This window comes from Actinoplanes octamycinicus, from assembly GCF_014205225.1.
Classification (GTDB): Bacteria; Actinomycetota; Actinomycetes; order Mycobacteriales; family Micromonosporaceae; genus Actinoplanes; species Actinoplanes octamycinicus.
On the sequence record NZ_JACHNB010000001.1, the window covers coordinates 1,861,397 to 1,880,649 of the forward strand.

The window sequence follows — 19,253 nt, forward strand, 5'->3', positions numbered from 1 at the left end:
ATCGCAGTGCCGCACCTGCCCGACGACGACGGCTACGCGCCGCCCCTGAAGGTGCTCCGGAAGCGGCTCAACGGTGTGTACCGCGAGGACTACGGCCTGTCCGGTCCGACCCGGCGATACATCCTGATGGTCGCCCTGCTGGTCGGCCTCGCCTCGATCCCGACCCTCGCCGTGGTCACCGCCGGCACCAGCGAGATCGCCGGCAACCAGCGGGACGGCGCGATGGACGCCCCGTTCCTGCCGCCCCCGGCGACCGGCCCGGTCCGGCCCTCACCGGACCCCGGAAACCATTCCCGGTACGACGGTCCGGAGCGGTCACCGACGCTTTCCGGTACGACATCGCCGCCGGGCGTGTCGCCCACCGTCCGTACGGGTGACGGCCTCCCCGCGATCCCGGACCTGCCCACGGTCCCGGCCGACCCGCCGCCCTCCGATGTGGATCACGGCGCGGCGTCCCGGCCGGTCACGGCCTTCCCGACAGTGCCCGGGCTGCCTGTGGTGCCGGACGAGGAACCGGCCGACGACTGGGCGGGCGGGCCGCTGGGCCGGCGGGCGCCGCAGGCTGGGGACGGCGGGATCTGGGATTCACCGGAGTTCCCGGAGGTCCCGGCTGACTCGCCCGAGATCCCAGCGGTCCCAGAGGTCCCGACTGACTCGCCCGACGTCCCGGAGGTCCCGGCTGACTCGCTGGACGTCCCAGAGGTCCCGGCTGACTCGCCCGACGTCCCGGAGGTCCCGGCTGAATCGCCGGAACCCGCGGAGCCCCTGGCGCCCACGGGTGCCGCCGACTCCCCGCCGTCCGCGGATGGTCCGGGCTCTCCGCCGTCCGCGGACGGCGCGGATGATCAGACGTCCGCGGGTGACTGGTCCCCTTCGGACAATTCGGATTCTTCAGATGATGCTGATTCCGCTGGCGAGGCATCCGGCCGGGACCCGTCCGACAACTCCGACGACTCCTCGCACCACGAGTGCGAGGCTGCTCTCCGTTCCACCGTCCTCGACCGGCGACGCAGCCGGTCCCGCTCCAGCCGGAGGTCAGCAGTGACCGAACGCCCGCACATCAACGCCGCCCGGGTCGTCGCCTACAGCTACGGCGACAGCCGCAACGTCCGCCGCTCGATGAGCCAGCCCCGCTCGGACGAGAACCGGATCACCAACCGGCCCTACCGCGGCCACCACCGCGCCGAACACACCCGCCACGACGAGAACACCCCGGCCCGCCACCGCAGCTCCCGGGTCGGCCGGCACCACGCCGACCCGGCGGACGCGCACCACCTCAACCACCGCTGAGCCGGGGACTGCGGCGTCACGAACGGCCGCTTCTCCCGCGCTGTCCACATTCCGCGGTCATCCACAGGCCCGCCGGCGGACCCCGCCCGTTTCCACCACACTGACCAGCGGGGGCTCCCCCTGGGAAGGGCGGGCTCTGTCGATCTTGCATTTCTCCTGGTGGACAGGGTTTGCGGGATGTTTCAGGAGCCGAGGGGCGCGCCGCCCGCAAGCGGATCGCGTGACAGCGGGATCGCCCGCAAGCGGATCGCCTGACAGCGGGATCGCCCGCAAGCGGATCGCCTGGCAGCGGGCCATCCGCAACCGGACCGTACCCGGGCAGTCAGTCGTCGGTGAGGCGATCGCGGTTGGCCTGCAGCCAGGCGTCGATCGCGTCCGAGTCGTTCGGGTCGACGCCCTCGGCGATCAGCTGGGCGACCGCGGCCGTGGCCGGGCTGCGGCGCTCGCCGGTGGAGTAGAGCCGGACGAACTCCGGGACCAGTTTCTCCACCTCGGCCGTGGTCTCGGCGATCGCCGCCGGGGGCAGGCCGCGCCGCCACGTCGCGTACTCCGACCAGGCGCGCACCACCCGGGGCAGCATCGCGGCGTCGTCCATGTCCAGGACCGCGCGGCGGTGCACCCAGTCGAGCAGGAACAGGCCCGCCACCGACGGGCTCCAGCGCAGCGGGTCGCCGCCGGGCAGGGTGGCCGCGTGGTCCAGCAGCAGGCCCAGGCAGAACTGCAGGGACGGCTGGTCGGCGTCGGGTGCGGCCAGCCCGGCCCGGGTCGCTTCCGGGGAGGCGAGGAAGTCGCGGATCAGCTCGGGCACGTTGTGCCCGGCGGGCTCGGCCAGCGGCGGCGTGGTCGGCGCCGGCAGCAGCGCCAGCCGGGCCGCGGCCAGCGCCCGGTCGGTGGCCAGCGAGCCGTCCGCCGGCAGGTCGCTGAGCTCGTCGGTGACCCGCAGGTGCCGCTCCACCTCGTCGCGCAGCAGGCCCGGGTCCTCGTCCCGGAACCAGGTCAGCTCGTCGTGCTCGCACAGCGACCGGACCTGGTCGAGCAGCCGGTCGGCGGAGGCGGCGACGAACACGTCCTTGACGATGCCGATGTTGTGGTCGACCAGGGTCACCACGGCGTGCTCGGGACCGCCGCCGGCTTCCTCGTACGCGTAAGTGACCAGATAGGACGTCTGGTCGCCGTACACATCGCCGTAGGCATGGCAGCCGGTGGCCCGGACCCGCCCCAGCTCCCGGGTCCACGACGGACCCTGCGGGTGGTGTCCGACCTGGCCGGCGCCCGGCGCGTCCGGGGTGAGCGCGGCGAACACCTCGCGGATGATCGCCGCGGCCGGCTCCGGCCGCTGCCCGGTGGCGGCGAGGAACTCACCGACGAACTCCCGGACGGCGGCCGCCCGATCGCCGTCGGCCACCGCGTAGACGCTGCCGAGCAGCGCGGTGCCGAGCATCTCGGCCTCCAGCGCGCTGCCCAGCCTGGTCACGTCGCGGGCCGCGTGCAGCACCGCCTCATACACGCTCTGGGGTGCCGGCATGTCGCGAGCCTACCGCTGACGGCAGGCGCTGGTACTACTCCGTGCGCACCACGCCGAGCGCTTCCCGCGCCTGGGCGTACGCGTTGAGCACCTCCCGGACCGGGGCCACCACCAATCCCCGGCCGACCTCGGTGACCGAGGCCCGCAGCCGCTGCTCGGCCCGGCGCCGGGCGCGTCGCCCGCCCGCCTCGACGAGCGGTTTCAGCAGCAGCCAGAGCAGCAACCCGAGGAACAGCCCGCCGAGCAGCAGCAGGGTCGGCAGCGGCACCGAGCCGATCTTGGGCGTGGCCGGGTCGGGCAGCCCGAGGGCGCGCAGCGCATAGCCGGCCACCAGCCAGCCCAGCCCGGCGACGGCGGCCGCGAGCAGCAGCCACTGCAGGATCCCGACCACCCGCCACCAGACCGGTTTGCGGTCGGCGCCCAGGTCGGTCTTGGCGATCGCGCGGTCCAGCGCGTCCGGCAGGTCGGCGGCCTTGGACCGGGCCGCGGTGGTCAGCGCCGGCGCCCACACCTCGGGCAGCGGCGCCGCGGCACGCGCGGCGACCGCGCGCACCGACAGACCGACCGCCGACTTCTGCGCCGCGTCGGCGGCGGGCAGCGAGGTCCGGGGTACGACGTCGGTGGACACCGCGTCGGTCTTCACCGGCTCGCCCAGGTGCAGTTTGCGCAGCGGGTCGGGGCGCAGCCGGCGCAGCCCGCGGACCAGCGGCCAGCCGGTCGCCGCGGCGGCGCGGTGCCGATAGGCGGCGGCGGTGGCGTCGGCCACCGCGGGCACTCCGGCCGAGGCGGCGAGCGCGTCGGTCAGCTGCCGGACGGTCGCCCGGTCCACCTCGTCCTCGGCGGCCGGCGGGCCGATCATCTCGGCCAGTTCCTCGCCGGCCGCGTCCAGGTCGGCGGCGAGCCGGCGCAGCGCGGCCTGCCGCTCGGCGACCGTGCTCTCCAGCGCCTCGCGCAGCTCGGTCAGCATGCCGGGCTGTTTCGCCGAGGTGGCCAGCACCGGCGCGCCGGTCAGCCCGTCCTCGTCGAGCAGCCGGCGCAGGTCGGTGAGGACCGCGTCGGTGTCCGCGGTGCTGAGCCGGTCGGCCTGGTTCAGCACCACGATGGTCACCCCGGCGTGCGTGGCGAACTGGGAGAGGTAGGCGCGGTGCAGGATCCGGTCGCCGTACTTCTGCGGATCGACCACCCAGACGATCTGGTCGACCAGCCCGAGCAGCCGATCCACCTCCAGCTGGTGGGCGCGTTCCACCGAGTCGAAGTCGGGCAGGTCGAGCAGGACCAGGCCGCGCAGCGAGGCCTCGTCGTCGCCGTCCAGCGCGCTCTCCCGGACGAACCGCTGCCGGGGCAGCACGCCGATCCAGTCGAGCAGCCGGCTGGCCGGCTCCAGCGGGCCCCAGACCACCGCGTGCGCGGTGCCGGTGGTCGGCCGGCGCACCCCGACCGGCGACAGCTTGAACCGGGCCAGCGCGTTGAACAGGCTGGACTTGCCGCTGCCGGTGCTGCCGGCGAGCGCCACCACGGTGTGGTCCAGGGACAGGGTGAGCCGGCCGCTGGCCCGCTCCACAATGGTGTGCGCGGTGACCAGCTCACTGTCCGGCAGGTAGGGGTCGACCAGCCGGAGGAACCGGCTCAGTGCTTCCAGCCGCCGGGTCAGCCCCTCGGCGTCCACCGGATCGCCCCCGGACGGGGCATCCCGCAGCTTGTCCACCAGACTCATGACCCCGATCCGGTCAACGCGATGTCCTTCCTGGCGCTCTCCACCTCAGCGGCGGCATGGCGCAACAGTGTGCCGGGTTCCGCCTCGCGGCGCACGGCGGCGGTCCGGTCGGTGAACCGGGCGGCCTCGGTGTCCAGCAACTCGTCGAACTGGGCGATCAGCTGGGTGCGGGCGCGGGTGGCGAGGGAGCGGATGGCCTGGTCGCCGAAGACGGCCTCGAGCACCTTCTGTGCGGCGACCGTGGTGCCGGCGCCGACCGCCACCTCCAGGCCGGTCGGGATGAAGGCGGTCGCGGTGAACACCGCGATCATCACGGCCAGCCCGGCGCCGTTCACCGCGAACGCCGCGCCGCGGGCCACCGCCCGCTTGTCGCCGGTCTCCCGCCGGACCAGGTCCAGCACCCAGAGTTGCCACTCGCGGACCATCCGGTCGGCGCGCTCCGGCAGCGAGGCCGAGGCGATTCTCAGGTCGTCGTCCAGCAGCGCGTCGCCGGCCGGGTGCGCGTGCCATGAGGCGTAGGCCTGCTCGGCGGCGTCCGTCGCCACCCCGCGCATCAGCGTGACCAGCTGCGACTCCAGCGCCACCTGCAGGCTGCGGCTGGCGGCGGGCCGGCCGGTGACCGCGGCGACGAGCTTGTCGCGCAGCTGCCCGACCCGCGACTCCAGGCTGCGGGCGAACTCGCCGGTGCCGACGAACGCCTGCCAGCGGGCGAGCACCTCGCCGCGGAGCAGCCGGCCGTCCTGCAGGCCGTCCCGGACCGTCCGCTTGGCGGTCTGGTAGGCCGTGCTGACCCGCTCGTCCAGCGCCTGCGCCGTGCTGGTCTGGTCCTCGGCCGCCTCGGCCAGGCCCTCGACCGCCGGGGCGAGCGCGGCGAGCGCGCCGTTGAGGGTCTGCCGGACCACCGCGTCGCGGGCCGCCGGGTCGGCGGAGAGCTGGGCGAACCACTGCTGGATCGGCTGGATCACCGGGGCCGGGAGCAGACCGCGGCTGTCCAGCTCGCTCTCCGGCAGCACGAACAGCGGGGCGTTGCCCAGGTCGTGCTCGGTGAGCATCTCGCCCAGGTGGGCGGCGATCTCGGCGGCGGCGTCCAGCGGCACCCGGTCGAGCACCAGGGCGATCACCGTGCCGCGCAGCCGGGCGGTCTTGAGCAGCTCCCACGGGACGGCGTCGGCGTACCGCGCGGCGGTCGTGACGAATAGCCACAGGTCGGCCGCGGCCAGCAGCTGGGCAGCGAGCTTGCGGTTGTGGTCGACCACCGAGTCGACGTCCGGCGCGTCCAGCAGGGCCAGGCCCGGTCCGATCCCGCGGGCCCCGACGACCTGCAGCGAGTTCGGATCATTACTGCTTTTCACGGTACGGATTAGGCCGGGCAGCAGGTGTGGTTGCTCGAACCAGCCGAGATTTTCCGGGTGCGCGACCAGCACCGGCGAGCGGGTGGTCGGGCGCAGCACGCCGGCAGTGGTCACCGGCTCCTGGACCAGGCTGTTGACCAGCGTCGACTTGCCGGCGCCGGTGGAGCCGCCGACGACCACGAGCATCGGCGCGTCCAGCCGGGCCAGCCGGGGGATCAGATAGTCGTCGAGCTGCGCGAGCAGCGCGGAGCCGACCCGCTTGGCCTCTTCGGCGGAGGGCAGCACCAGCGGGTACGACACCGTGCCGAGCGCCGCCCGCAATCGGCTCAGTGCCGTCGCGAGCCTGCCCACGGCGGACGGGGGTTCGACCGGTGCGGTGATGGCGTTCTCCTTGTTCGCCAGACGGGCCGGGACCGTCCCCGTACCATCGGAAAGGTCTGCGCGCGCCGAGCTGACCTGGTCTTTCGTGTTTGATGCGGCGGGGACGGCGGATAGGGCCGACGGACCGACCGCGTCTCCGTGCGTAGTCACGGAAATAGCGTGCACGATCTATCCAGGCCCGGCAACGGGAACCGGTATGCCGTGACCGGACAGGTATGTAGGTGATTAGGCGCGCAGCGTGGACTTGCGTCGCTCCGGCTCAACTTCGATTTGACGGTTAGCGGACCCGTGGCATCATTGAGTCGGTTCCACTCAACCCTGTACGGACCAGCCGGTAACGAAGCGAGGAACACCATGGCACGTGCGGTCGGCATCGACCTCGGCACCACGAACTCCTGCGTCAGCGTTCTGGAAGGAGGCGAGCCCACCGTCGTCGCCAACGCGGAGGGCTCGCGGACGACGCCGTCGATCGTCGCCTTCGCCCGGAACGGCGAGGTGCTCGTCGGCGAGGTCGCCAAGCGTCAGGCAGTGACCAACCCGGACCGGACGATTCGCTCGGTGAAGCGGGAGATCGGCACCAACTGGTCGATCGACATCGACGGTAAGAAGTACACCCCGCAGGAGATCTCCGCGCGGGTGCTGATGAAGCTGAAGCGCGACTCCGAGGCGTACCTGGGCGAGACGATCACCGACGCGGTGATCACCGTCCCGGCGTACTTCAACGACGCGCAGCGCCAGGCCACCAAGGAGGCCGGCGAGATCGCCGGGCTCAACGTCCTGCGGATCGTGAACGAGCCGACCGCGGCGGCGCTGGCCTACGGCCTGGACAAGGGTTCCAAGGAGCAGACCGTCCTGGTCTTCGACCTGGGTGGCGGCACCTTCGACGTCTCGCTGCTGGAGCTGGGCGACGGCGTCATCGAGGTCAAGTCCACCTCCGGTGACAACCACCTCGGTGGTGACGACTGGGACCAGCGGATCATCGACCACCTGGTGAAGACGTTCCGTGGCGAGCACGGCATCGACCTGTCCCAGGACAAGATGGCCCTGCAGCGTCTGCGCGAGGCCGCGGAGAAGGCCAAGATCGAGCTGTCCGCCGCCACCACCACCAGCATCAACCTGCCCTACATCACCGCCGGGGCGAACGGCCCGCTGCACCTGGACACCTCGCTGTCCCGGGCCGAGTTCCAGCGGATGACGCAGGACCTGCTGGACCGCTGCAAGGGCCCGTTCGAGTCCGCGATCAAGGACGCCGACGTCAAGCTCGCCGACATCGACCACGTCATCCTGGTCGGCGGCTCGACCCGGATGCCGGCCGTCGCCGAGCTGGTCAAGAGCATGACCGGCAAGGACCCGAACAAGGGCGTCAACCCGGACGAGGTCGTCGCGGTCGGTGCGGCGCTGCAGGCCGGTGTGCTCAAGGGCGAGGTCAAGGACGTCCTGCTGCTCGATGTCACCCCGCTGTCGCTGGGCATCGAGACCAAGGGCGGCATCATGCACAAGCTGGTGGAGCGCAACACCACCATCCCGGCGCACCGCTCCGAGGTCTACACCACGGCGGACGACAACCAGCCCTCCGTGCTGATCCAGGTCTACCAGGGTGAGCGCGAGATGGCGGCGTACAACAAGAAGCTCGGCACCTTCGAGCTGTCCGGCATCGCGCCGGCCCCGCGCGGCGTGCCGCAGATCGAGGTCTCCTTCGACATCGACGCGAACGGCATCGTGCACGTGTCCGCCAAGGACCTGGGCACCGGCAAGGAGCAGAAGATGACCATCACCGGCGGCTCCGCGCTGCCGAAGGAGGACATCGAGCGGATGATGCGCGACGCCGAGTCGCACGCCGAGGACGACAAGAAGCGGCGTGAGGACGCGGAGGCCCGCAACCTCGCCGAGCAGCTGCAGTGGCAGACCGAGAAGTTCCTGGCGGAGAGCGGCGACAAGCTCCCCGAGGACAGCAAGAACAAGATCAGCGAGGCGCTCGGCGAGCTGCGCGGCGCGCTCGGCGGTACCGACATCGAGAAGATCAAGTCGGCGCACGAGCGGCTCTCGCAGGTCTCCCAGGAGGCCGGCTCGCTGCTCTACTCGCAGGGTGAGGCCCCGCAGGCCGGTCCCGAGGGCGCCGGCGCCCCGGGTGGCGCGACCGGCGCCGGCCCGGCCGCGGGCGGCGACGACGTGGTCGACGCCGAGATCGTGGAGGACGACAAGAAGTGAGCGTCAAGGACGACGAGAACGGCGGTCCGGCGACCGAGCGGGAAGTCATCCAGGGCGAGATCGACTCGACGGCCGACGAGGCTCCCAAGAAGCGTGGCGCGCACCGCGCGCCCGACGAGGAGGACGCGGTTCAGGTGGTCGAGGAGTCCCAGCCCGGCCTCGGTGCCGAGTTGACGGCCCTGCGCGGCGAGCTCGACGAGCGGACCCACGACCTGCAGCGGGTGACGGCGGAGTACGCCAACTACCGCAAGCGGGTGGACCGGGACCGGGGTGCGGCTGCCGAGCAGACCACCGGCGCGGTGCTCACCGCCCTGCTGCCGGTGCTGGACGACATCGACCGGGCCCGCGAGCACGGCGACCTGGTCGGGCCGTTCGCCTCGGTGGCGGAGCAGCTCACCGCGGCGACCGGCAAGCTCGGCCTGGTCGCGTTCGGCGAGAAGGGTGACCCCTTCGACCCGAACCGGCACGAGGCGGTCGCGCACCAGACGTCCGCGGACGTCACGGAGCCGACCTGCGTCGAGGTGATGCGCCGCGGTTACACGCTGGGCGAGCGGCTGCTGCGCCCGGCGATGGTCGCCGTCGCCGACCCCGAGTGAGTTTCCGATCCTGTCCCGCCCGCCGGTCCGCCGGCGGGCGGGACAGAGCCCATCAGCGGGAAACCCGTCATCTGTCGAGGAGGTGGACCAACTGAGCTCGAAGGACTGGCTCGAGAAGGACTTCTACGCCGTTCTCGGCGTGAACAAGTCCGCCTCAACCGACGAGATCAAGAAGGCGTACCGGAAACTCGCCCGCGACCTGCACCCGGACCGCAATCCGGACAACAAGGAGGCGGAGGAGAAGTTCAAGGCCGCGTCCGAGGCCTATGACGTGCTGGCCGACGACAAGAAGCGCAAAGAGTACGACGAGATGCGCTCCCTGTTCGGCTCCGGCGCGTTCCGCCGTGGCGCGGGCCGTCCCGGTGGCGGCGCCCAGTTCGACCCGTCCGACCTGTTCGGTGGTTTCACCGGGGCGGGCGCGGCGGGTGGCGGGGCGGACCGCCGGTTCGGCGGCACCGGCTTCTCCGACATCTTCAGCTCGATCTTCTCGGGTGGCGGCGGCGCCGGCACCCCCGCCGGGCGGCGCGGCCCGCAGCGCGGCCGGGACGTGGAGACCGAGGTGACGCTGGACTTCGCGCAGGCCGTGCGGGGCACCACGCTGCCGCTGACGTTGCGCACCCCGGGCGCCTGCGACACCTGCCACGGCTCCGGGGCCAAGCCCGGCACCACCCCGCGTTCCTGCGCGAAATGTCACGGCACCGGCCTGGTCTCCAGCAACCAGGGTTCGTTCAGCTTCTCCGAGCCGTGCCGGGACTGTCAGGGCTCGGGCAGCATCGTCGACGAGAAGTGCCCGGAGTGCCGGGGCACCGGCGGGGTCACCAAGACCCGGACGATCAACGTGCGCTTCCCGGCCGGCGTCGCCGACGGGCAGCGGATCCGGCTCAGCGGCCGGGGCGAGCCGGGCGACCGCGGTGGTCCGGCCGGCGACCTGTACGTGCAGGTCAAGGTGCGTCCGGACGAGCTGTTCGGGCGCAGCGGGGACGACCTCACGCTGACCGTCCCGATCAGTGTGGCGGAGGCCGTGCTCGGTACCGACCTGCGGGTGCCGACCCTGGACAGCCCGGTCACGCTGCGGGTGCCGGCCGGCACGCCGAGCGGCCGCAAGCTGCGCGCCCGGGGCAAGGGCGTGGTCCGCAAGGAGGGCCAGGCCGGCGATCTGATCGTCACGGTCGACGTGCAGATCCCGTCCGGCGTGACCGGCGAGGCTCGGGACGCGCTGGAGAAATTCGCGAAACTCACCCCGCCCGCGGGGCGGGAGCGGCTTGAGGCGCGCGTGCGCAAGGCCGGCTAGGGAGCCTTCGGAGGTGGCACATGTATGAGGAGATCCACATCTCGGTCGAGCAGGCCTCCGACGCGAAGGTCCTGATCATCTCGGTGGCCGCCCGGCTGGCCGGGATGCACCCGCAGACCCTGCGCCAGTACGACCGGCTCGGCCTGGTGCAGCCCGGTCGTGCCGGTGGCGGCGGCCGGCGGTACAGCGAACGGGACGTGGCGCTGCTCCGCGAGGTGCAGCGGCTGAGCCAGGAGGACGGCGTCAACCTGGCCGGCATCAAACGGATCATCGGCCTCGAGCAGATGGCCGGTGACCTGCAGCAGCGGGTCGCCGAGCTGGAGCAGCAGCTGGCCGACGCGTACGCGCGGATCGCCCAGCTGGAGGCGATGAACCCGTACGCCGGACGGGGTGACCTGGTCCGCCAGGAGAACCACTCCACGGCGCTGGTGGTGTGGCGCCCGCGCCGATCCCCGGACAGATAGCGACGGCGGCCCCGATGAGGGCCGCCGTCACTACTTGTAGTTACCTGCCGATTACCGCCGGTTGAAAAGGCCGAGCCGGCGCGGGTTGCGCACCAGGCCGCCCTCCATCCAGTCGTGGTGGTCGAACAGCTCCGGCCGGGTCATCAGGACCCGGGTGTTGTGCGCCCAGATCTGCATCGGCTCGTCGCCGACCTCCTCGGCGCGCTCCACCCACTTCTTGAGCCGCCGCTTGCGCTGGTTCGTCGCGTTCTGCCGGACACCGTCCGCCGCGTAGATGTACATGCAGTGCTGTGCGAACCGCCTGGCCGGGCACTGCCGGTCCATGGCCAGCTCGAACAGCGTCGGGCCGAGCACGTCACCGGAGATCAGCAAATCCCAGTCCCGTGGCATCGTGCTCAGCGGTACCGACTCGGGGTGGTAGGCCCACGCCTCGATCTCACCCGGCCGGGGATCGACGGGGTTCTGGAACCCCAGGAAAGTCGCCTCACGCACGCTCAACGCCGCCGCCTCATTCATCCGTCCGAGCGCGATCCGGGTCACACCGTGCGTCGCGCGTGTCGGACGTCCCAATACACAGAGTTGTCGCGGCGCAACGGTAGCGCGATCAACCAGTGAACGGAAGTGTCAAGAGTTCACATTCAGATACTGGACAGTAACTTTTTGCGGGCAGCGCTGTTGTCCGGGTCACTCGGCGCTGGGCAGGGGTTTCTGTGTCGTACGTCGCGCCGCCATCCGGCGCCGGACCAGGTTCTTGAACCAGGCGTAGTCCGGGAGACGGGCCAGCATCGGCCCGGAGACGACGGTGATCAACACGTACGCGGTGGCGAGCGGGGCGAGCTTCGGCTCCACCCCGGAGGCCACCGCGAGCCCGGCGATCACGACCGAGAACTCGCCGCGCGGGGTGAGCGCCAGCCCGGCCCGCAACCGGCCGGGCAGCGCGATCCAGGCCCGCCGGGCGGCGAGGTATCCGGTGGCCACCTTGGTCAGCATGGTCAGTACCGCCAGGCCGAGCGCCGGCAGCAGCACCGGCGGCATGTCGGCCGGGTCGGTGGAGAGCCCGAAGAAGACGAAGAACACCGCCGCGAACAGGTCCCGCAGCGGCGACAGCATCTCGGTGGCGTGGTGCGCGACCGGCCCGGACAGCGCGATGCCGACCAGGAACGCGCCGACCGCCTCGGAGACCTTCAGCTCGGCGGCCACCCCGGCCACGAACAGGGTCAGCCCGAGGACGCTGAGCAGCAGCGCCTCCGGATCCTTCACCGACATGAACCGGCTGATCGTGCCGCCGTAGCGGATCGCCACCACCAGCACCGCGATCACCGTGACCACCGCGACGCCGAGCGTGCTCAGCCCGCCCAGCAGGCCCACGCCGGCCAGCACCGCGGTCACGATCGGCAGGTAGAACGCCATCGCCAGGTCCTCGATGACCAGCACCGACAGGATCACCGGGGTCTCCCGGTTACCGAGCCGGCCCAGGTCGCCGAGCACCTTGGCGATCACCCCGGAGGAGGACACCCAGGTGATCCCGGCGAGCACCAGTGCCGCCTTCAGATCCCAGCCGAGCAGCACCGCGAACAGGGCGCCGGGCAGCGCGTTGAGCAGCATGTCGAGCACGCCGGCCGGCGCCGCCGAGCGCAGGTTGCCGACCAGCTCGTCGGCCGAGTACTCCAGACCGAGCATGACCAGGAGCAGGATCACCCCGATCTGGGCGCCGATCGCGATGAACTCCTCGCTGGCCGACAGCGGGATCAGGCCACCGTGCCCGAAGAACAGCCCGGCCAGCAGGTAGAGCGGGATCGGGGAGAGCCCGAAACGGCGTCCCATCCGGCCGAGCATGCCGAGGCCGAACAGCAGCGCCCCGATCTCGATGAGCAGGACCGTGGAGGCATGCACGACAACTCAGCCGTCGGTGTCGCCGGCCAGGATGGCGGTCACGCCGTCCAGCCCGTCGCGGGTGCCGACCGCGACGACCACGTCGTTCGCCTCGAACAGGAAGGTCGGGCCGGGGGACGGGATGACTTCGCGGTCGCGCAGCACCGCCACGATCGACGCGCTGGTGCGGGTGCGGGCCCGGGTGTCGCCGAGCCGCCGGCCGACGAACGGCGAGCCGGCCGGCAGCGCGATCTGCTCGGTCAGCAGGCCGGCCGCCTGCTGGCGCAGCCCGGCCAGCTGGCCCAGCATCAGCGACGCGCCGAGCACGTCGGCCAGGGCCTCCGCCTCGTCGTCGGTCAGCGGGATCGAGGCGAGGCAGGAATCCGGGTCGTCCACGTCGTAGAGGACCAGGTCGCGACGACCGCTGCGGTGCGAGACCACCCCGACGGTCCGCCCGGAGGTCGTGACCAGGTCGTGTCGGACGCCGATTCCCGGCAGCGGAGTCTGTTCCACCCGTACGCGCACGATCTCCACGTTAGCCCGGCGGGCGTGACTTTCGTCGCAGTCGGTCAGTCCCGGTCGGCGTTCATCTCGGCGAGCGGCGCGGCCGCCGGGACCGCCGGTGGCTTGGCCACCAGCAGGAGGATCAGGCCGAGGACGGCCAGGACCAGATTCATTCCGTACGCCAGGCGGTAGCCGTGCTCCTGCGCGATGCCGAAGAGCGGGGCCGCCAGGATGTTCCCGAGCGGGAAGGTGTTGGTGAACATCGTGGTCACCCGGCCCGGGTGCGCCGGCATCATCTCCTGGACGTAGGAGATGCCCATCCCCGAGGTGGCCGCGATGAACAGCGCGTTCAGCACCTGGCCGGCGGCCAGCATCCCGATCGACTGGGCGGTCGCCGCCACCACCTGGTAGGCCACCGCGCACACCGTGCCGGCCAGGATCAGCCGGCGCAGCGGGATCCGGGTGCTGAGCGCGCCGAAGCCGAGCATCAGCGGGATCTCCAGGGCCGCGCACAGCCCGAGGATCAGGCCCGCGTCACCCACCGAGCCGTGCAGGTCGGTGCTGACGAACAGGGACATCGCCTGCACGCCGAGCACCATCGTGGTGGTGAGCAGGACGAAGCCGCCGATGATCGGGTAGATGGCGCGGGGCGGCCGGACCCGGACGCCGTCCTCCGCCGGTGCGCTCGCCGGCGCCTCGATCTCGGGCAGCCAGCGCACGGCGATCAGAGCGGCGACCAGGTAGAGGACCGCGGCGGTGCCGTAGACGTACCGGAAATCGGTTTTGTCCAGAAGAATCGCGGCCAGCGGCGGACCGCCGACCCAGGCGATCGAGAAGACCGTGCGCAGCGCGCTGATCCCCATCGCGGCGCGGCCCGGGTCGTCGCTGGCCAGCACCTGGCGGGCATAGGCGAAGGACTGCGGGTAGAACGAGCCGGCGAAGGCCGTCGCGGTGACGGTCAGCGCCAGCAGCACCCAGTAGTCCCGGATCATCGAGGTGAGCCCGCTGCCGGCCGCGCCGGCCAGGGCGGCGGCGATGAGCAACATGCGCCGGATCGGGCGGCGGTCCGAGATCCGGCCGATCACCTGCGACATCGCCACCCCGGAGAGCGAGGCGACGATCAGGAACACGGAGACCTGGAACGGGTTCGCGTGCACCGCGGTGCTGAGGAACAACCCCAGGAACGGGCCGACCACCGCGGTTGCCACCCCGGAGGCGAGAAAGATGAAGCCGAGCGGGAGCAGCCGCCGCGACAGGAGGCGCGTCACCAACCCAACCTACGGCTGATCAGGGGAGAGCGCTTTCGCAGGTGGTGACCATCACGCGGGGTTGCCACCGGCGAGTTAAAGTTGAGTGGATTAGGCTCAACTCTCGTGGGGTTACACCCGGTGGGAAGTCGATCAGGGGAGCTCATGAACGCCGAACGTTTGACCACCAAGAGCCGCGACGTGATCACCGGCGCGGTGGCCAATGCCGCCCGGAGCGGACACGCCACGGTGGAGCCGTGGCACATGTTGTTGTCGCTGCTGGACACCGCCGGGTCCACCGCGCCCGCACTGCTGCGCGCCGTCGGGTCCAACCCGGCCGACGTGCGCCGGGCCGCCGCCCGCGCGATCGAGCAACTGCCCAGCGCCCGCGGGGCGAGCACGGCTGAGCCGAGCCTGTCCCGGGAGTTCGTCAACGCGATCGGCGAGGCCGAGCTGATCGCCAAGCCGCTCGGCGACGAGTACATCTCGACCGAGCACCTGCTGGCCGGCCTGGCCCGCACCGGCGGCGCGGTGAGCCGGGCGCTCAAGGACGCCGGCGCCGGCGAGGAGACGCTGGTCGCCGCGTTCCCGCAGGTCCGTGGCGGGGATCGGAAGGTGACCAACGCCGACCCGGAGCAGACCTACAAGTCGCTGGAGAAGTACAGCGTCGACCTGACCGCGCTGGCCCGCGAGGGCAAGATCGACCCGGTGATCGGGCGGGACGCCGAGATCCGGCGCGTGGTGCAGGTGCTGTCCCGGCGTACCAAGAACAATCCCGTCCTGATCGGCGAGCCCGGTGTCGGCAAGACCGCGATCGTCGAGGGCCTGGCCCAGCGGATCGTGGCCGGCGACGTGCCGGAGACGCTGCGCGACAAGAAACTGGTCTCCCTCGACCTCGGCGCGATGGTGGCCGGCGCGCAGTACCGCGGCCAGTTCGAGGAGCGGCTCAAGAGCGTGCTGGAGGAGATCCGCAGCTCCAACGGCCAGGTCGTGACGTTCCTCGACGAGCTGCACACGGTGGTCGGCGCCGGCAAGGGCGAGGGCTCGATGGACGCCGGCAACATGCTCAAGCCGATGCTGGCCCGCGGTGAGCTGCGGATGGTCGGCGCCACCACGCTGGACGAGTACCGCGAGCACATCGAGAAGGACCCGGCCCTGGAGCGGCGCTTCCAGCCGGTGGTGGTCGGCGAGCCGACCGTCGAGGACACCATCGGCATCCTGCGCGGGCTCAAGGGGCGTTACGAGGCGCACCACCGGGTGCAGATCACCGACGCCGCGCTGGTCGCCGCGGCCAGCCTGTCCGACCGCTACATCAGCGACCGGTTCCTGCCGGACAAGGCGATCGACCTGATCGACGAGGCCGCCTCCCGGCTGCGCATGGAGATCGACTCCCGGCCGGTCGAGCTGGACCAGCTGCAGCGGCAGGTCGACCGGATGCGGGTGGAGAAACTCGCGCTGGAGAAGGAGACCGACCCGGCCTCGATGGACCGGCTGGCCCGGCTGGAGCGCGACCTGGCCGACCGCGAGGAGGAGCTGACCGCGCTGAACGCGCGCTGGGAGCGCGAGCGCGGCGGGCTGAACCGGGTCGGTGAGCTGAAGAAGCAGCTCGACGAGGCCAAGGCGGCCCAGGAGCGGGCCCAGCGCGACGGCGACCTGCTGGAGGCCTCCCGGCTGCTCTACGAGGTGATCCCGGCCCTGGAGAAAGGGATCGAGGCGGCCGCCGAGTCCGAGGAGGAGAGCGCCGAGCCGCCGATGGTCAAGGAGGAGGTCGGCGCCGACGACATCGCCGAGGTGATCTCCTCGTGGACCGGCATCCCGGCCGGCCGGATGATGGAGGGCGAGACCGCCAAGCTGCTCCGCATGGAGGAGTCGCTGCAGGCCAAGGTGGTCGGGCAGAGCGAGGCGGTGGCCGCGGTGGCCAGCGCGGTCCGGCGCGCCCGGGCCGGCATCGCCGACCCGGACCGGCCCACCGGCAGCTTCCTCTTCCTCGGCCCGACCGGCGTCGGCAAGACCGAGCTGGCCAAGGCGCTGGCCGGATTCCTCTTCGACGACGAGCGGGCGATGGTCCGGATCGACATGAGCGAGTACGGCGAGAAGCACTCGGTCGCCCGGCTGGTCGGCGCCCCGCCCGGCTACGTCGGCTACGAGGAGGGTGGCCAGCTGACCGAGGCGGTGCGCCGCCGGCCGTACAGCGTGGTGCTGCTCGACGAGGTGGAGAAAGCCCACCCGGACGTCTTCGACGTGCTGCTCCAGGTGCTCGACGACGGGCGGCTCACCGACGGCCAGGGCCGGACCGTCGACTTCCGCAACGCCATCCTGGTGCTGACCTCGAACCTGGGCTCGTCGACCGCCGACTTCACGATGAGCGACGAGGAGCGGCAGGACGAGGTGCTGGCCGTGGTCCGGGCCCACTTCAAGCCGGAGTTCCTGAACCGGCTGGACGACATCGTGGTCTTCCACGCCCTGACCAAGGACGACCTGACCCAGATCGTGGACATCCAGCTCGGCCGGCTGCGCGCCCGGCTCGCCGAGCGGCGGCTCACCCTCTTCGTGACCGATCAGGCGGTGGAGTGGCTGGGCGAGCACGGGTACGACCCGATCTACGGCGCCCGCCCGCTGCGGCGGCTGGTCCAGGCCACCATCGGTGACCTGCTGGCCAGAGCGTTGCTGGCCGGGGAGATCCGGGACGGGGACACCGTGGTGGTCTCGCTCAACGAGACGTTCGACGGGCTGGCCGTGCAGCGCGGCTGAGACAAGGGAAAAGGGGCCCCGTCCGGGGCCCCTTTCTCATGCGGCGGTCTCGCGGTCGTCCTATGCGGCGGTCTCGCGGTGCCGGTAGGCGTGGGTCATCAGGACGTCCGTGATGGCGTGCTCGCCCTCAGCGGACCAGATCCTGATCCCGTCCCGATGGAGTTGATAGCGGACGTCCTTGAAACGGGTCCGGGTGTCGTCATGGTGAACGACGGTCAGGGTGTCGGCGTGCGGCATGGGACTCACCGGTCCTTGTCAGGTCTGGGGCGGCCGCGGTGTGGTCACGCGGCCGGCGCAATCGGGAAGGTGCCCGGCAGCGGTCTGCCTCGGCCCCGGCGATGGGTGAGCGGGGCGGGCGACTCGTGCGGGCAGCGGGCGTCGCTGGAGGTCTCAGGTGCCTGCCGGACGCCACGCCCTCGAAGTTTAGGTGCTGGCGTCCAGCGTTGCCGCCCCTCGAACGAGCGACCCGGTCAGCAGGCATAAGCGTCATCGTCGCCCGATGCTGTCACAGCGTCGCGGAGCGTGTACGCCGGTCGCGGGACCTGGCCTCCGGCCGATACCGTGAACGGATCTAGAGGAGGACTCTGTGACCGTTCCCACGTACCCGTCGCCGTACCTCGGGGCGCCGCCGCCACCCCGGCGACCGGCCACCGTGACGATCTCATCCGTGCTGCTCTTCGTGATCGCGGCGGCTCAGGTGGGTTACGCGATTCTCACCTTCTCCGCCCTCAACGGCGCTGGTGACGTCTACGCGCAGGAGTACAGCGGCACCGAGTTCGAGGACTTCGGGCCGGGCATCACCTCACTGTCGGTGATGACCATCGTGATCTACCTGATCATCGCGGTCGGCCTGGCCCTGCTCGGCATCTTCAACCTGCGCGGCAAGCAGCCGTCCCGGGTGATCACCTGGATCGTGGCCGGCCTGCTGATGTGCTGCGCCGTGGTGGTGCCGTACACCGCGATCGTATTGGTCACCCAGTTCGCCACGGTGGCCAGCGAGAGCTCCACCGGGCTGGACCGGCTGCCCAGCCAGCGGGAGCTGGACGCGCGGCTCGCCGACGTGGTGCCGGACTGGTTCGAGTCGGTCGGGGTGCTGTTCACGCTGTTCACGCTCGGGGCGCTGATCGCGGTGATCATCCTGCTGGCGGTGCCGCCGTCGAACCGGTTCTTCAAGCGGCCGGTGGCCGGGTGGGGGCCGTATCCGGCGGGGTACGGGCCGTCGTATCCCGGTGGGTACGGGCAGCCGGGTGGGGGGCAGCCGGGGTTCGGGCAGCCGGGGCAGCCGGTGCCGGGGTTGCCGCCCTATCCGGGGCAGACTTCCGGGGAGGCGCCCGGTTATCCCGGTCAGACGTCGGGTGGGGCGCCCGGTTATCCCGGTCAGACGCCGGGATATCCCGGGGGCGGATCTTCGCCCTATCCGGGGCAGCCGGCCGCCTATCCGGGACAGCCCGGTGCGGGTTATCCGGGGCAGCCCGGTGCCGGGTACCCGGGGCAGCCCGGTGCGGCATACCCGGGGCAGCCCGGTTATCCGGGGGCGTACCCGCAGCCGGGGACACCTTCGCCGTGGCAGCCGGCTCCGGGTCACTCGCCGACGCCTGCCGAGCTGGGGCCGCCCAGCGATCCGTGGCAGGTGCCGCCCGCGCCCGAGGCCGCTCCGCCCACCTCGGGAATCCCGGGGACCGCTCCGGAGGCGCCCCGGCCGGCTGCGGAAGCGCCCGCGGCCGATCCCGCGCCGCAGGCCGCCCCGGGGCCGGCCCAGCCCTTCGCCCAGCCGGAGCAGGACCGGCCCGTTGCCCAGCCGGCGCCGGCCCAGCCCTTCGCCCAGCCGGCGCAGCCCCAGCCTTTCGCTCAGCCGGAGCCGGACCGGCCTTTTGCTCAGCCGGCGCAGGACCGGCCCGCCCAATCGGAGCGGGATCAGCCCGTGGCCCAGCCGGAGCAGGAGCGGCCTGCCGTCCAGCCGGAGCACGGCTCGCCCTCGCCTCACCACGAGCAGGCGCCGCCGCCCGCTGAGGAGCGCCGCCCGCCGCAGGATCCGGCCTGACCCATCCCGCACCCTGA

Annotated in this window: 15 protein-coding genes; 7 read left to right on the forward strand and 8 right to left on the reverse strand. The window is 71.9% G+C overall.

Annotation, left to right across the window (positions count from 1 at the left end):
- Positions 1-6 precede the first annotated feature (6 nt).
- On the forward strand, positions 7-1,290 hold the full coding sequence (locus BJY16_RS08355) for a hypothetical protein (protein ID WP_185046993.1): 1,284 nt from the start codon (positions 7-9) through the stop codon (positions 1,288-1,290).
- Between the two features lie 322 nt (positions 1,291-1,612).
- Here the strand turns inward: BJY16_RS08355 and BJY16_RS08360 are convergent, their stop codons facing one another.
- From BJY16_RS08360 to BJY16_RS08370, 3 genes are read right to left on the reverse strand one after another with little or no spacing between them, the layout of a single operon-like run.
- Positions 1,613-2,815, reverse strand: a complete 1,203-nt coding sequence (locus BJY16_RS08360) for a hypothetical protein (RefSeq protein WP_185038511.1) — start codon at positions 2,813-2,815, stop codon at positions 1,613-1,615.
- A 34-nt stretch (positions 2,816-2,849) separates the two neighbouring features.
- Positions 2,850-4,529 (reverse strand): GTPase, encoded by a 1,680-nt coding sequence (locus BJY16_RS08365; RefSeq protein ID WP_185038512.1) that lies wholly within the window; start codon positions 4,527-4,529, stop codon positions 2,850-2,852.
- Positions 4,526-6,232: a GTPase family protein gene (locus BJY16_RS08370; protein ID WP_185038513.1), complete on the reverse strand. Its 1,707-nt coding sequence runs from the start codon at positions 6,230-6,232 to the stop codon at positions 4,526-4,528. Before BJY16_RS08370 ends, BJY16_RS08365 begins: the two co-directional genes overlap by 4 nt.
- Before the next feature lie 384 nt (positions 6,233-6,616).
- Between BJY16_RS08370 and dnaK the strand changes: the two genes are divergently transcribed.
- The 4 genes from dnaK (at position 6,617) to BJY16_RS08390 (ending at position 10,821) form a co-directional block, all read left to right on the forward strand.
- Positions 6,617-8,470: a molecular chaperone DnaK gene (dnaK, locus tag BJY16_RS08375; RefSeq protein WP_185038514.1), complete on the forward strand. Its 1,854-nt coding sequence runs from the start codon at positions 6,617-6,619 to the stop codon at positions 8,468-8,470.
- A complete protein-coding gene (grpE, locus tag BJY16_RS08380; protein ID WP_185038515.1) occupies positions 8,467-9,066 on the forward strand; it encodes a nucleotide exchange factor GrpE in 600 nt (199 codons plus the stop codon). Before dnaK ends, grpE begins: the two co-directional genes overlap by 4 nt.
- A 91-nt stretch (positions 9,067-9,157) precedes the next feature.
- Positions 9,158-10,357: a molecular chaperone DnaJ gene (gene dnaJ, locus BJY16_RS08385; RefSeq protein WP_185046336.1), complete on the forward strand. Its 1,200-nt coding sequence runs from the start codon at positions 9,158-9,160 to the stop codon at positions 10,355-10,357.
- A 20-nt stretch (positions 10,358-10,377) separates the two neighbouring features.
- A complete protein-coding gene (locus BJY16_RS08390; protein WP_185038516.1) occupies positions 10,378-10,821 on the forward strand; it encodes a heat shock protein transcriptional repressor HspR in 444 nt (147 codons plus the stop codon).
- A gap of 51 nt (positions 10,822-10,872) precedes the next feature.
- On the opposite strand, the gene BJY16_RS08395 is transcribed toward BJY16_RS08390, so the two are convergent.
- From BJY16_RS08395 to BJY16_RS08410, 4 genes are all read right to left on the reverse strand, one after another.
- On the reverse strand, positions 10,873-11,319 hold the full coding sequence (locus BJY16_RS08395; protein ID WP_185038517.1) for a hypothetical protein: 447 nt from the start codon (positions 11,317-11,319) through the stop codon (positions 10,873-10,875).
- Between the two features lie 186 nt (positions 11,320-11,505).
- The gene (locus BJY16_RS08400) at positions 11,506-12,714 is read right to left on the reverse strand and encodes a cation:proton antiporter (RefSeq protein WP_185038518.1); all 1,209 of its coding nucleotides are present in this window, start codon (positions 12,712-12,714) and stop codon (positions 11,506-11,508) included.
- Positions 12,715-12,720: 6 nt separating this feature from the next.
- Positions 12,721-13,218 carry a cation:proton antiporter regulatory subunit gene (locus tag BJY16_RS08405; RefSeq protein WP_185038519.1) on the reverse strand — a complete coding sequence of 166 codons (498 nt, stop codon included), beginning with the start codon at positions 13,216-13,218 and terminating at the stop codon, positions 12,721-12,723.
- A 44-nt stretch (positions 13,219-13,262) separates the two neighbouring features.
- A complete protein-coding gene (locus BJY16_RS08410) occupies positions 13,263-14,465 on the reverse strand; it encodes a sugar efflux transporter (protein WP_185038520.1) in 1,203 nt (400 codons plus the stop codon).
- Between the two features lie 144 nt (positions 14,466-14,609).
- Between BJY16_RS08410 and clpB the strand changes: the two genes are divergently transcribed.
- Entirely contained in the window at positions 14,610-17,195 is a 2,586-nt protein-coding gene (gene clpB / locus BJY16_RS08415) for an ATP-dependent chaperone ClpB (protein WP_185038521.1), read from the forward strand.
- A gap of 60 nt (positions 17,196-17,255) precedes the next feature.
- Here the strand turns inward: clpB and BJY16_RS08420 are convergent, their stop codons facing one another.
- Positions 17,256-17,441 (reverse strand): hypothetical protein, encoded by a 186-nt coding sequence (locus BJY16_RS08420; RefSeq protein WP_185046994.1) that lies wholly within the window; start codon positions 17,439-17,441, stop codon positions 17,256-17,258.
- A gap of 340 nt (positions 17,442-17,781) precedes the next feature.
- On the opposite strand from BJY16_RS08420, the gene BJY16_RS08425 reads away from it, so the two are divergent.
- Entirely contained in the window at positions 17,782-19,236 is a 1,455-nt protein-coding gene (locus BJY16_RS08425) for a hypothetical protein (RefSeq protein ID WP_185038522.1), read from the forward strand.
- Positions 19,237-19,253: the final 17 nt, after the last annotated feature.

Bases quoted from the DNA above. Each gene is read 5' to 3' on its own strand.
- BJY16_RS08360 (WP_185038511.1), bottom strand. From the start codon at position 2,815: ATGCCGGCACCCCAGAGCGTGTATGAGGCGGTGCTGCACGCGGCCCGC.
- BJY16_RS08365 (WP_185038512.1), bottom strand. From the start codon at position 4,529: ATGAGTCTGGTGGACAAGCTGCGGGATGCCCCGTCCGGGGGCGATCCG.
- dnaK (WP_185038514.1), top strand. From the start codon at position 6,617: ATGGCACGTGCGGTCGGCATCGACCTCGGCACCACGAACTCCTGCGTC.
- BJY16_RS08390 (WP_185038516.1), top strand. From the start codon at position 10,378: ATGTATGAGGAGATCCACATCTCGGTCGAGCAGGCCTCCGACGCGAAG.
- clpB (WP_185038521.1), top strand. From the start codon at position 14,610: ATGAACGCCGAACGTTTGACCACCAAGAGCCGCGACGTGATCACCGGC.